General features: G+C 62.8%; 8 protein-coding genes and 2 pseudogenes. 8 read left to right on the top strand and 2 right to left on the bottom strand.

The genetic code is table 11. The annotated features are described in order from the left end of the window. Nucleotides 1–173 precede the first annotated feature (173 nt). On the bottom strand, nucleotides 174–2,594 hold the full coding sequence (lon, locus tag HZ99_RS11370; protein ID WP_038443072.1) for an endopeptidase La: 2,421 nt from the start codon (nucleotides 2,592–2,594) through the stop codon (nucleotides 174–176). A gap of 154 nt (nucleotides 2,595–2,748) precedes the next feature. After that, on the bottom strand, nucleotides 2,749–3,738 hold the full coding sequence (locus tag HZ99_RS11365; protein WP_038443070.1) for a GntR family transcriptional regulator: 990 nt from the start codon (nucleotides 3,736–3,738) through the stop codon (nucleotides 2,749–2,751). Nucleotides 3,739–4,146: 408 nt separating this feature from the next. Here HZ99_RS11365 and HZ99_RS11360 point away from each other — a divergent pair, with 408 nt between their 5' ends. The 8 genes and pseudogenes from HZ99_RS11360 (at nucleotide 4,147) to HZ99_RS11325 (ending at nucleotide 13,099) form a co-directional block, all read left to right on the top strand. Further along, complete coding sequence (locus HZ99_RS11360; RefSeq protein WP_010212857.1) at nucleotides 4,147–5,025, top strand: polysaccharide deacetylase family protein; 879 nt, start codon at nucleotides 4,147–4,149, stop codon at nucleotides 5,023–5,025. Between the two features lie 26 nt (nucleotides 5,026–5,051). Further along, a pseudogene (locus tag HZ99_RS11355) lies at nucleotides 5,052–6,392 on the top strand (MFS transporter). A gap of 11 nt (nucleotides 6,393–6,403) precedes the next feature. Then, complete coding sequence (locus HZ99_RS11350) at nucleotides 6,404–7,165, top strand: SDR family NAD(P)-dependent oxidoreductase (RefSeq protein ID WP_038443068.1); 762 nt, start codon at nucleotides 6,404–6,406, stop codon at nucleotides 7,163–7,165. Between the two features lie 67 nt (nucleotides 7,166–7,232). Next, nucleotides 7,233–7,982, top strand: a complete 750-nt coding sequence (locus HZ99_RS11345; protein WP_038443066.1) for an SDR family NAD(P)-dependent oxidoreductase — start codon at nucleotides 7,233–7,235, stop codon at nucleotides 7,980–7,982. 13 nt (nucleotides 7,983–7,995) lie between these two features. Beyond that, a pseudogene (locus tag HZ99_RS11340) lies at nucleotides 7,996–8,283 on the top strand (hypothetical protein); the annotation flags it as partial. A gap of 125 nt (nucleotides 8,284–8,408) precedes the next feature. After that, nucleotides 8,409–9,389, top strand: coding sequence for a CobW family GTP-binding protein (locus HZ99_RS11335; protein ID WP_038443065.1), 981 nt, complete (start codon nucleotides 8,409–8,411; stop codon nucleotides 9,387–9,389). Then, a complete protein-coding gene (locus tag HZ99_RS11330) occupies nucleotides 9,386–10,561 on the top strand; it encodes an ABC transporter substrate-binding protein (protein ID WP_038443064.1) in 1,176 nt (391 codons plus the stop codon). Before HZ99_RS11335 ends, HZ99_RS11330 begins: the two co-directional genes overlap by 4 nt. 201 nt (nucleotides 10,562–10,762) lie before the next feature. Then, nucleotides 10,763–13,099: a putative bifunctional diguanylate cyclase/phosphodiesterase gene (locus HZ99_RS11325; protein WP_038443063.1), complete on the top strand. Its 2,337-nt coding sequence runs from the start codon at nucleotides 10,763–10,765 to the stop codon at nucleotides 13,097–13,099. Nucleotides 13,100–13,139: the final 40 nt, after the last annotated feature.

Below are 13,139 nucleotides of genomic sequence, written 5' to 3'. Positions count from 1 at the left end.
GCGACGAAGGGCGAGCATAACCGAAGATGAGACAAGGTGTTACAGCAGGGTTTTATGTTGTTTGTACCGGTGCCATCGCGGGCAAGCCCACTCCCACACTTGAATGTATTCACCAATCAAAATGTGGGAGCGGGCTTGCCCGCGATGAGGCCCTTACAGACGCTAGAGGTTTCTCAGAACAACACTTTAGCCACATCCGCAAACCGCTTGGCAAAGTGCACGGTCATGCCTTCCTTGAGGTACTCCGGCAATTCTTCAAAGCTGCCACGGTTGGGCTCTGGCAGGATCAGCTCATGGATCTTCTGCCGCCGCGCCGCAATCACCTTCTCACGCACGCCACCAATGGGCAGTACATGCCCGGTCAGGGTCAGTTCACCGGTCATGGCCACGCCTTTTTTCGGCGGCTGGTTGCGTGCCAGCGACAGTAACGCACTGGCCATGGTCACCCCGGCACTCGGGCCGTCTTTGGGCGTGGCGCCTTCCGGCACGTGCAGGTGCACGAAGGCCTCATCGAAGAACTTCGGATCACCGCCAAACGACTTCAGGTTGGAGCTGATGTAGCTATAAGCGATTTCGGCGGACTCCTTCATCACTTCACCCAACTGCCCGGTAAGCTTGAAGCCGCGATTGAGCGTGTGGATGCGCGTCGCCTCGATCGGCAAGGTGGCGCCGCCCATGCTGGTCCAGGCCAGGCCGGTGATGACCCCGGTGCCCGACAGCACTTGCTCGTTGCGAAACACTGGCATGCCCAGGGAGCTTTCCAGGTCCTTGTTGCCGATCTTGATCACCGAGTCCGGCTCGTCCAGCAGCTTGACCACGGCCTTGCGCACCAGCTTGCCCAGTTGTTTCTCCAGTTGGCGTACCCCGGCTTCGCGGGCATAGCCATCGATCAGCGCGCGCAGGGCGCCGTCGCTGATGCTCAGGCTGTTCTTGGCCACGCCGGCCTTTTCCAGCTGTTTTGGCCACAGGTGGCGCTTGGCGATGGCGACCTTTTCTTCGGTGATGTAGCCCGAGAGACGAATCACTTCCATACGGTCGAGCAGGGGGCCAGGGATCGAGTCCAGGGTATTGGCGGTACACACGAACAGCACTTTGGACAGGTCCAGGCGCAGGTCCAGGTAGTGGTCGAGGAATTCGACGTTCTGTTCCGGGTCGAGGGTTTCCAGCAGGGCCGAGGCCGGGTCGCCCTGGAAGCTCTGGCCCATCTTGTCGATCTCATCGAGCATGATCACCGGGTTCATCACTTCCACATCTTTGAGCGCCTGTACCAGCTTGCCTGGCAGGGCGCCGATATAGGTGCGGCGATGGCCCTTGATCTCGGCCTCGTCACGCATGCCGCCGACGCTGAAACGGTAGAACGGCCGGCCCAGGGACTCGGCAATGGATTTGCCGACACTGGTCTTGCCCACGCCCGGCGGGCCCACCAGCAGCACGATGGAACCGGCGACCTCGCCTTTGTAGGCGCCCACGGCAAGGAATTCGAGGATGCGGCTCTTGATGTCATCCAGGCCCGCATGGTGTTTATCCAGGACTTTGCGTGCGTGTTTGAGGTCGAGTTTATCCTCGCCATACACACCCCACGGCACCGAGGTGGCCCAGTCCAGGTAATTGCGCGTTACCGCGTACTCCGGCGAGCCGGTTTCCAGGATCGACAGCTTGTTCAGTTCTTCATCGATGCGTTTCTGGGCCTGGGCCGGCAGCACCTTGCCTTCCAGGCGTTGCTCGAACTGCTCGACATCGGCGCTGCGATCGTCCTTGGTCAGTCCCAGTTCCTGCTGGATCACCTTGAGCTGTTCCTTGAGGAAGAACTCACGCTGATGCTCGCCGATCTTGCGGTTCACCTCGGCGGAGATTTCCTTTTGCAGGCGCGCGACTTCCACCTCCTTGCGCAGCATCGGCAAGACTTTTTCCATGCGCTTGAGCATCGGCACGCAGTCCAGCACTTCCTGCAACTCGTTGCCGGTGGCCGAGGTCAGCGCGGCGGCGAAGTCGGTCAGGGGCGATGGGTCGTTGGGGCTGAAGCGATTGAGGTAGTTCTTCAGTTCTTCGCTGTACAGCGGGTTGAGCGGCAGCAGTTCCTTGATCGCGTTGATCAGCGCCATGCCATAGGCCTTGACCTCGTCGGTCGGCTCGCTGGGCTGGTGCGGGTATTCGACTTCCACCAGGTACGGTGGGCGGTGATGCTTGAGCCAGGTCTTGATGCGTACGCGGGTCAGGCCCTGGGCGACGAATTGCAGCTTGCCGTTTTCACGGCTGGCGTGATGAACCTTCACCAGGGTGCCGTACAGCGGCAGGCTGGAGGTATCGAAATGCCGCGGGTCTTCGGGCGGGGTGTCCATGAAGAACAGGGCCAGGGAGTGGTGGTCGGATTTGCTCACCAGCTCCAGGGTTTCGGCCCAGGGTTCTTCATTGACGATCACCGGCAGCACTTGCGCCGGGAAGAATGGCCGGTTGTGGATCGGGATGATATAGACCTTGTCCGGCAGGTTCTGCCCGGGCAGGGCCAGGCCGGTATTGGACGACGACGTTTGTGCGTTTTCGGGGTCGGCGTAGTCGTTGAGGTCGATATCGGGGAATTCTTGCTGGTCGCTCATGGGGCACCTGCATAGTGAAGTATGGAGGTTAGATGGGGCGGGTGAGCGGTGGTTTCAATGGCGCGGCGTGGTTAGCAACAAATTGCATGATATTTACCGGCAGATAAGCCCGCCCCCTTGTGGGCGCCGGCAAGCCAGCTCCTACAGGGGGTATTCAGCTGATTTTATGCAGGTAGGCGGGCAATGGTTGCTCGGGCAACACCGACAATACCTTCAACCGCTGCAACATCCGTTGGCGCGCCCGTTGTAAATGCTCGCGCAGGTTCAGCGCCGCTGCATCAAACGCCCCATGCAGCAGCAACTCCAGGATCAGCCGGTGTTCGGCGAGCATCGCCGGATCTGCGCCGATCCCCAGCAAACGGTAGAAAATCCGGCTAATGATCATCGGGCTCTGGCCCTGGCGGATCAGGGCGGCGATTTTGCGGTTCTGCAGGCCGGCCAGGCAGTGCTGGTGCAGGTCGGCCTCCAATTGCTCAATCTCCTCCAGGCTGCAATGGGCGCTGTTTTGCGCGTCGATCACCCGCTGCAACATGGCTTCGAGCACCTCGCGCGCCAGGCCAGGCGCGCTCTGGAGCAAGGCTTGTGGTTCCAGGCAAGCACGCAGTTCATAGTCTTCGGTGACTTCCCGGGCCGTCAGCGGCCCGGCCAGCCATTGCGAGTACGGTTCCTTTTCCACCAGGCCCCGGTCGCGCAGGCGCATCAGGGCCTCACGCACCACCGCGCGGCTGACGCCATAGTGATCGGCAGCGGCCTGTTCATCGAGGCGGTAATGGCCGAAGGCAATGCAGGTGGACAGCGCCGCACCGATTTCCTCGACGATCCGCTCGCCCAGGGGCCGAGTGTCCACCAGTTCATCGTCGCCGTTCAGGCCCAGGTGCCCATGGCTCAGGGGCAGGCGCAGCGGCTCCAGGTCCAGGCCTTCGGGGTTGATCAGGTAGCCGCGGCCATCGAAACGGCAGATCAACCCTTCGCCGTGCAGCAGGTCCAGCGCCTTGCGCACCGGTACGCGGCTGGTCCCGAACAATTCGGCCAGCGGCGCCTCCAGCAAGACCAGCCCATGGCGCGCGGTGCCGCTGACGATCGCATCACGCAACAGCTGGTGAATCATCGCGTAACGGGAGGCCGGGGCGGACACTGCTTTCATTGCTTTCTCTGGGGCATGTAGGACGGTGGCCGGGGATTCTCTCATAGATGCGCCTGTCACTCTGTGCCACATCGGCGGCACTTTTTTGGGGCCTGGAATGGGGGAGTGTTACCTTTCTGCACCAAAATGTATTTATTAATAAAATATACATTATTTGGTTGAAGGCTCATCGCGAATGCTGTGCAAGATTTTTTTCCCAGACTCAACACCCTCTATCCCGTAGCTCTTGGCCATATCGTCTGATCCCAGATTTGAGCGCGCTGGAAGGCTGGCACGGAATCTGCCTCTGTTAAATGTACATTTTATTAATATGTACGTTTGTTGAGCCCGATATCAGGCATCCCTTCGATGGCTGAGGACGTTGCCAGCGGCCGCGACGCGCGCGCTCACTCTTCAAGGAGACACACCATGGCTAAAGACATCCTCTGTGCATTTGGCGTCGACGTTGACGCGGTCGCCGGCTGGCTCGGTTCCTACGGCGGTGAAGACTCACCCGACGATATTTCCCGCGGCCTGTTCGCGGGTGAAGTCGGTGCACCGCGCCTGCTCAAGCTGTTCGAGCGCTATGGCCTGCGCACCACCTGGTTTATCCCTGGCCATTCGATGGAAACCTTTCCCGAGCAGATGAAGGCGGTGGCCGACGCCGGCCATGAAATCGGCGTCCATGGCTACAGCCATGAGAACCCCATCGCCATGACGGCCGAGCAGGAAGAGATCGTCCTCGACAAGTCCATCGAGTTGATCACCCAGGTCACCGGCAAGCGCCCCACAGGCTACGTGGCGCCATGGTGGGAATTCAGCAAGGTGACCAACGAGTTGCTGCTGAAAAAAGGCATCAAGTACGACCACAGCCTGATGCACAACGACTTCCACCCCTACTACGTGCGTAAGGGCGACAGCTGGACCAAGATCGATTACAGCCAGCACCCCGACACCTGGATGAAACCCCTGGTGCGTGGCGAGGAAACCGACCTGGTGGAGATCCCCGCCAATTGGTACCTCGACGACCTGCCACCGATGATGTTCATCAAGAAGGCGCCCAACAGCCACGGCTTCGTCAACCCGCGCCACCTTGAAGAAATGTGGCGCGACCAGTTCGACTGGGTCTACCGCGAGCACGAACACGCCGTGTTCACCATGACCATCCACCCCGACGTGTCCGGTCGCCCGCAAGTGCTGCTGATGCTCGAACGCCTGATCGAACACATCCAGAGCCATGCCGGCGTGCGCTTCGTCACCTTCGATGAAATCGCCGACGACTTTATCCGCCGCCAACCCCGTACCTGACCCTTTGCCCCATCGAGGCGCGATCCATGTCTATCTATAACAAGCTCGACCTGACTGGCTGGAAACCCCGGCAACTGACTACCAAGGAAGTGCGCTTCGCCACCTGGATTGCGTTTTTTGCCTGGGTGTTTGCGGTGTATGACTTCATCCTGTTCGGCACACTGCTGCCGGAAATCGGCCGGCATTTTGGCTGGGGCGAGGTGGAACAAGCCGAGATCGCGACCTGGGTGGCGGTGGGGACCGCTGTCGTCGCCCTGGCCATCGGCCCGTTGGTGGATAAGCTGGGGCGACGCACCGGGATTATCTTCACCGTCGCCGGCTCTGCCGTGTGCTCGGCCCTGACTGCCATTGGCGGCGCGTGGGGCAAATCACCGCTGATCCTTATCCGTTCCCTGAGCGGCCTGGGCTATGCCGAGGAAACGGTCAACGCCACCTACTTGAGTGAACTGTACGCGGCCTCCGACGACCCCAGGCTGGCCAAGCGTCGTGGTTTTATCTACAGCCTGGTGCAAGGCGGCTGGCCGGTGGGCGCGCTGATCGCCGCGGGCCTGACGGCGCTGTTGTTGCCGATCATCGGCTGGCAGGGCTGCTTTATCTTCGCCGCGATCCCGGCCATCGTCATTGCGATCATGGCGCGCAAGCTCAAGGAGAGCCCGCAGTTCCAGATCCACCAGCGCATCACCCAACTGCGCAAAAGCGGGGCGGTGAGCGAGGCACAGAACGTTGCGCTGACCTACGGCGTGGACTACGACGAACACAGCAAGGCCGGCCTCAAGGCCGCCTTCCGTGGCCCGGCACGCCGGGCGACCCTGGTGATCGGCGCGGCGATCCTGCTCAACTGGGCGGCGATCTAGGTGTTCAGCGTGCTTGGCACCTCGGTGATCATCAGCGTGCACCACATCTCGTTCGAGAACTCGCTGATCATCCTCGTGCTGTCCAACCTGGTGGGCTATTGCGGTTACCTGGCCCACGGTTGGATGGGCGACAGGATCGGTCGGCGCAATGTCATCGGCCTGGGCTGGATGCTCGGCGGCCTGGCGTTTGCCGGCATGCTCTACGGCCCGAGCAATATAGCCATGGTGGTCGGGCTGTACAGCCTGGGCCTGTTCTTCCTGATTGGCCCGTACTCGGCGGCGCTGTTCTTTATCAGTGAAAGTTTCCCTACCAGCATCCGCGCCACCGGCGGCGCGATTATCCATGCCATGGGGCCGCTGGGTGCGGTGGTCGCAGGCTTTGGCGCGACCCAGGTGTTGTCCGCAGGCAGCGACTGGCAGACCGCCGCCCTGTATTTCGGTGCGCTGCCGTGCTTCCTCTCCGGCGCGCTGATGTTTGCCGCCCGCCATGTGCGCCCGGAAACTGTCCAGTAAGGAGTGTTTCGATGAAGCGTAAAGTTGCCTTGATCACCGGTGCTGCCAGCGGCATCGGCCAAGCCCTTGCCGTGGCCTATGCCCGCAGCGGCGTGGCGGTGGTGGGTGGGTATTACCCGGCCGACCCCCATGACCCGCAAGCCACCGTCGGCCTGGTGCAAACAGCCGGTGGCGAATGCCTGATGTTGCCGCTGGACGTGGGGGATAGCGCGTCTGTGGATAACCTGGCGGCGCAGGCGATCCAGCATTTTGGCCGTCTCGACTATGCGGTGGCCAATGCGGGCCTGTTGCGCCGCGCGCCCTTGCTGGAGATGACCGACGCACTGTGGAACGAGATGCTCAACGTCGACCTGACCGGGGTGATGCGCACTTTTCGCGCGGCCACCCGGCATATGAAAGAGGGCGGGGCGCTGGTGGCGATCTCGTCGATTGCCGGTGGTGTGTACGGTTGGCAGGAGCACGCCCATTACGCCGCAGCCAAGGCGGGTGTACCGGGCTTGTGCCGCTCGCTGGCAGTGGAGCTGGCGCCGTTGGGGATTCGCTGCAACGCAGTGATCCCGGGGCTTATCGAGACGCCGCAGTCGCTGGACGCGAAGAACTCCCTCGGCCCCGAAGGCCTGGCCAAAGCCGCGCGGGCCATCCCGCTGGGCCGGGTCGGGCGGGCGGATGAGGTGGCGTCGCTGGTGCAGTTCTTGACCAGCGAGGCGTCCAGCTACCTGACCGGGCAGAGCATCGTCATCGATGGCGGCCTGACTGTGCGCTGGCCCGATTGATCCCTGGCCTCGCAGGTGCCGGCAAGCTGGCTCCCACGGGGTGTGTAATGAATTCAGGAGGATTTTTATGCCCCAACTCACCCACCGCCGCGCGGTCATCACCGGCGCCGGCAGCGGTATCGGCGCCGCCATAGCCCGTGCCTATGCCGCCGAAGGTGCACGCCTGCTGCTGGCCGACCGCGATGCCGCGACACTGGCCGAAACCGCCGCCACCTGCCGCCACCTTGGCGCCGAGGTACTCGAATGCCTGGCCGATGTCGGCACTGTCGACGGCGCCCAGGCCAGTGTCGATGCCTGTGTCAGGCATTTTGGCGGTATCGATATCCTGGTCAACAACGCTGGCATGTTGACCCAGGCGCGCTGTGTCGACCTGTCCATCGAGCAGTGGAACGACATGCTGCGCGTGGACCTCACCAGCGTGTTTATCGCCAGCCAGCGCGCCTTGCCCCATATGCTTGCCCAGCGTTGGGGGCGGATTATCAACATTGCCTCGCAACTGGGAATCAAGGGGGGCGCCGAACTCTCCCATTACGCGGCAGCCAAGGCCGGGGTGATTGGCTTTACCAAATCCCTGGCCCTGGAAGTGGCCAAGGACAACGTGCTGGTCAACGCCATCGCGCCCGGCCCCATCGAGACGCCCTTGGTGGGCGGCATCAGCGAGGCCTGGAAGCGCGCCAAGGCTGCCGAGTTGCCCCTGGGGCGGTTCGGCCTGGCTGATGAGGTGGCGCCGACGGCTGTGCTGCTGGCCAGCGAGCCAGGCGGCAATCTGTTTGTTGGGCAGACGCTGGGGCCGAACGCTGGCGATGTCATGCCATGACCGGGGCCTGACCATGTGCGGACTGTGTGGACTGCTGGGCGAAGACCTGCACTGGAGTGATCCGTTGGGCGACGAGTTGCCCAGGCGCCGCGAACGCTTGCGCCGGATTGCCGCGATCAACCAGGTGCTGGCGGTATTCCGGCTCAAGGTCGAAGACTTCCAGGGCGCGTCCTACCTGCTGCTCGGCGCCACCGGCAAGCAGGAATTGGCCAGCGGCCTGGACCCGTTGTGGCGCGCGGCAGAACGCATGCTCGGCCGCCCGCTGGATCCTCTGGACCCCAAGTTGCTCGACCACCTGGAACACGATCTGCCAGATCGACACTGCCCTGTAGGAGCCCGGCTTGCCGGCGATGGCGTTCATGGGGTTAGCGCCAGCCTTGAGGGCGCCACCGCCGGCAAGCCGGCTCCTGCGGGCGAGCATTGACGATGAGTATTGCGCTGAATGTGATCACCGGCTTCCTTGGCAGCGGCAAGACCACCTTGCTCAAGCGTTTGCTGCAGGGCGAAAGCCTCGGCGATAGCGCGTTGCTGATCAATGAATTCGGTGATGTTGGCATCGATCATCTGCTGGTCGAAGAAGTCGCCCCCGACACGGTGCTGCTGCCCAGCGGCTGCATCTGTTGTTCCATTCGTGGCGAGTTGAAGGACGCGTTGCTGGGCCTGCTGCAACGCCGCGAGCGCGGGGAGATCCCGGCCTTTAAACGGGTGATCCTGGAAACCACCGGCCTGGCCGACCCGGCGCCGATCCTCGCCACCTTGAACAACGACGTGCAACTGCGTGGGCGCTTTCATATCGGCCTGGTGGTGACGCTGGTCGACGCCAGCCACGCCGCGCTGCAAGAGCGCTTGCATCCGGAATGGCTGGCGCAGGTAGCCGCGGCCGATCGCTTGTTGCTGAGCAAGACCGACCTGGTGGAGAGCTGCGATGGCTTGCGCCTGCATCTGGCTGCACTGAACAGCGGCACGCCGATTATCCAGACCGACGAGGTGCAGAGCGGCGACCAATTGCTCCTGGGCGAAGGCCTGCGCAGCGCCGCCCCCGCGCTGGAAGTCGGGCGCTGGAAGTTGCACCAGGCGTCTTCCACACCGTCGAGCCACGGCGCTGCGCAAGTCTGTTGCCTGACCTTCGACCAGCCCCTGGACTGGGTGGGGTTCGGGGTCTGGTTGTCGATGCTGTTAAGATGCCACGGCGAACGCATTCTTCGCGTCAAAGGACTGCTCAACGTGAACGCCAGCTCAGCTCCCATTGTCATTCATGGTGTGCAGCACTGCCTGCATGCCCCGGTTCATTTGCCCGCATGGCCGGGCACGGAGCGTCAGTCGCGCCTGGTGTTTATCCTGCGTGGCCTTGACCCGGCGTTGCTGCGCCGCTCCTTTGAAGTCTTTTCGCGGCGGTTTGCAGCATGATTACCCTGCGTGTGCTGGGCACATCGGTCACCTTGCTTGAAACCCTGCACGTGCGCGCCGAACAGGAACTGGGCATCCGCCTGGTGTACCAGGTACACGATGTGGAACAGGCGCAACGCATTGCGGTGATGCAGCCGGATAGCTACGACCTCTACGACCAGTGGTTTCACAACGTCGATTTTGTATGGCCGGCACGGGCGATCCAGCCGATTGATACCCGGCGCATCGCCCTGTGGCATGAAATCAATGACCTGCCCAAGCGCGGGCGCCTGAGCGCCAACGACCGCCTGGGCAGCGGCAGCGTGCCCAGCGAGCGCCTGTTCGTGCAGCACGATGGCAGCCTGGGCAGCAACGTCACCGAGCGCATCAGCATGTTGCCCCTGACCCACAATGCCGACAGTTTTGCCTACCGGCCCGAGCGCTTGCCCGAAGGCTTTTGCCGCAGCAACGAAAGCTGGGGCTGGTTGCTGGACCCCGCCTTGCGCGCCCGCACCGCACTGCAGAGCGACGCCGCCATCGGTGCCCTGGATGCGGCGCTGGCAGTGCAGGGCGCCGGGCTGGCCCGCTTCAACGACATCGGCAACATGAGCATCGAAGAGATTGATGTGCTGGCTGACATCCTCGTGCGCAAGCAGAAGGAAGGCCATTTCGCCGCGTTCTGGTCCGACGACGAGGAAGCGGCGCAATTGATGCTCAGCCCCAGTATCGATATCCAGAGCCTGTGGTCGCCCACCTTGATGCGCCTGCATCGGGCCGGGGTCAAATACCGTCTGGCAGTGCCCCGTGAAGGCTATCGCGCCTGGTTCGGCGGCCTGTCGCTGTCGCGTCACGCCAAAGGCCCGGTGCTGGATGCGGCCTATGCCTACCTCAACTGGTGGCTGTCGGGGTGGCCCGGCGCGGTGATGGCTCGCCAGGGCTATTACATCGGTAACCCGGCCCGTAGCCGCGACCACCTGAGCAGCGCCGAGTGGGACTACTGGTACGCCGGTTTGCCTGCCCGCGAAGAGTTGCCGGGCAGCGATGGCCTGCCACTGATCGACATTGGCGAAGTGCGCGATGGCGGCTCTTACGAGCAGCGCATGGGACATATCGCGGTGTGGAACTCGGTGATGGACGAGCACAACTACCTGGTACGCCGCTGGGGCGATTTCATGCGTGCCCGGGCCGTTTAGACGGTGATTTGTCGTCAAAATAATGTCAGCCAACCTCCCGCATTTATTAGGTTTTACTTCTTCTCTGCGAAGACTAATCTGGATGTCCGAATGCCCTGATGAAAGGGCATTTTTTTGACGCCGGGTCTGCCGTCGCGAGGGATGCGTATGACAAAAGGACGCTTGAGCTGGGGCGCGGGCACGTTGCCAGGAGGCAAGCGGATGAAATGGCGCCACGCTTTCCAGACGCGCCTGACCGGGGTGTTGGCGTTGCTGCTGCTGGTGGTGGTGGGTGCGGTGTACTTCGCCGTGAAAGTGGCTACCACCCGTGCGGTGGAGAACCAGGCACAAGTGCAACTGGAGACCGGCAGCCGGGTGTTCGAGCGCCTTCTGGACCTGCGTGGGCGGCGCCTGCAGTACGGCCTGGACTGGCTGACGGTGGACGCACAGTTTCGCCGGGCCGTTGCCGCAGGCCAGCCGTCACAGATTCTTGCTGTCTTGCAGCGCCATGGCACGGGCGTGCGGGGCAGCGAGGTGTTTGTGCTGGGGCTCGACGGGCAGGTTATTGCCAGTACCCTGGCTGAGGTTCCCCGCCAGCAAGCCTTCCCCTACGCCAAGGCATTGCGCCGGGCCCGGCGCAACTCCCTGCAAGTCCTGATCGTGGCCCTGGCTGGCCGGCCTTTCTTGCTGGTCGAGGAGGAGGTGCTCAATCCGTTGCCCGTGGCGCGGGTGGTCATGGGGTTTGCCATGAATGAGACGTTTGTCAGTGAACTGCGCTCCCTGAGCAACCTGGAAGTGTCATTGATGAGCGTCGAGAACGGGCAACCGGGCACCTTGTTCAGCACCCAGCCACTGGGGGATCGCCCGGCCATCATCCAGATGCTGCAAGACTCCAGCAGCGCCGCGCAGGGGCAGATGATCGAGTTTCGTGGCCAACGTTTTCTGAGCAAAGTCGTGCCTCTGGCCAACACCGGGGATGGCGGGCAAGTCATGGCCTTGCTGCAAAGCCCGCTGGACCATGCCCTGCAATCATTCGCGCCGCTGGATCGGCAATTTCTCGGTATTGCCCTGGCGGCCTTGATGGTCTCGCTGGTGGGCGCACTGTTGATGGCGCGCCGCGTATCGCGCCCGCTCGATGCTCTGGTGCAGGCGTCCGAGCGCATCGGCGCGGGTGATTACCGCACGCCGGTCACGGTGCGCGGCAAAGATGAGTTCGGCCTGCTGGCCCGTGCCTTCAATGCGATGCAGGGCGGTATCGCCGTGCGCGAACGGCAACTGGCCCATAACGCCTTGCACGATGCCCTGACCGGGCTGCCCAACCGCGCCCTGGCCATGGAGCGCCTGGGGAGTGCGATCAGTGCGCGGCGGCCGGTGGTGTTGCTGTACCTGGGGATTGAAAACTACCGGCTGATCAACGAAGGCTTCGGCCCCCAGGGCGTCGAGGAAATGCTGCGTGAAGCCAGCCGCTGCCTGCTGTCTAGCCTGGAGGCGGGGGATTCGGCGGCGCGTATCACCGGCAGCGAGTTCCTCGTGCTGCTGGAAAACACCCAGCTCGACAGTGCCGTGGCCCGCGCCGATCACCTGTACAGCCTGCTGACCGAACCGCAGCGGGTCGGCGGTGACGAGCTGCGCCACGAAGTGAGCATGGGCATTGCCGCCTACCCCGAAGATGGCCAGCAGGTCGAAGAACTGATCAGCCGCGCCGCCATTGCCCGCCACGATGCCGCCGCGCTGCCCGGCTATCTGCAGATCTATCAACGGGACCGCGACCTGGCCCATCAACGCCAGATCAGCCTGATCCGCGATCTGCGTCGAGCTGCCATCGAAGGCGAATTGTTCCTGTGCTATCAGCCCAAGCTCGATCTGCGCCACGGCTATGTGCGCCAGGCCGAGGCCCTGTTGCGCTGGCAGCACCCGACCCTGGGCCTGGTGTCCCCCGCCGAATTCATCCCCTTGGCCGAACGCTCCGGCAGCATGGCCAGCCTGACCCATTGGGTGATCGAAGCCGCCATCCGCCAGTTGGCGGAGTGGAGCCTGCGCGGGCTGCAAGTACAGCTGTCGGTGAATATTTCGGTGGACGACCTGGGCGACGAAGGGCTGGCACCGCGTGTGACGCAGTTGCTGGAACTGCATGGGGTGTTGGCCGGGCAATTGATCTTCGAGATCACCGAAAGCGCAATCATGCACAACCCGGAACAGGCCTTGCGAATCCTTGAGCAGCTGCGCGGGTGTGGCATCAGCCTGTCGGTGGACGATTTTGGCACCGGCTACTCGTCCCTGGCCCAGTTGCAGCGCTTGCCGGTGCAGGAACTGAAGATCGACCAGTCGTTTGTGCGCAACCTCGACAGCACCAGCGGCGATGGGGTGATCGTGCGTTCGACCATCGAGATGAGCCACAACCTGGGGCTCAAGGTGGTGGCCGAAGGGGTGGAATTCGAGCCGAGCCTGAAGCTGCTCAAACAGTGGAACTGCGACACGGCCCAGGGCTACCTGATCAGCCGGCCATTGAATGCCATGGCCTTTGAGATGTGGATGCGGCGCGAGCGCAGTATCGTGTGACCCCCTGTAGGAGCCGGCAAGCCAGCTCCTACAGTTGCCA

This window comes from Pseudomonas fluorescens (assembly GCF_000730425.1).
GTDB classification, from domain to species: Bacteria; Pseudomonadota; Gammaproteobacteria; order Pseudomonadales; family Pseudomonadaceae; genus Aquipseudomonas; species Aquipseudomonas fluorescens_X.
The sequence above is the reverse complement of the archived record's forward strand: the minus strand, read 5'-3'. Positions and strand labels throughout refer to the sequence as shown.

Bases quoted from the DNA above. Each gene is read 5' to 3' on its own strand.
- HZ99_RS11360 (WP_010212857.1), top strand. From the start codon at position 4,147: ATGGCTAAAGACATCCTCTGTGCATTTGGCGTCGACGTTGACGCGGTC.
- HZ99_RS11325 (WP_038443063.1), top strand. From the start codon at position 10,763: ATGAAATGGCGCCACGCTTTCCAGACGCGCCTGACCGGGGTGTTGGCG.
- HZ99_RS11345 (WP_038443066.1), top strand. From the start codon at position 7,233: ATGCCCCAACTCACCCACCGCCGCGCGGTCATCACCGGCGCCGGCAGC.
- HZ99_RS11335 (WP_038443065.1), top strand. From the start codon at position 8,409: ATGAGTATTGCGCTGAATGTGATCACCGGCTTCCTTGGCAGCGGCAAG.
- HZ99_RS11365 (WP_038443070.1), bottom strand. From the start codon at position 3,738: ATGAAAGCAGTGTCCGCCCCGGCCTCCCGTTACGCGATGATTCACCAG.
- HZ99_RS11350 (WP_038443068.1), top strand. From the start codon at position 6,404: ATGAAGCGTAAAGTTGCCTTGATCACCGGTGCTGCCAGCGGCATCGGC.
- HZ99_RS11330 (WP_038443064.1), top strand. From the start codon at position 9,386: ATGATTACCCTGCGTGTGCTGGGCACATCGGTCACCTTGCTTGAAACC.
- lon (WP_038443072.1), bottom strand. From the start codon at position 2,594: ATGAGCGACCAGCAAGAATTCCCCGATATCGACCTCAACGACTACGCC.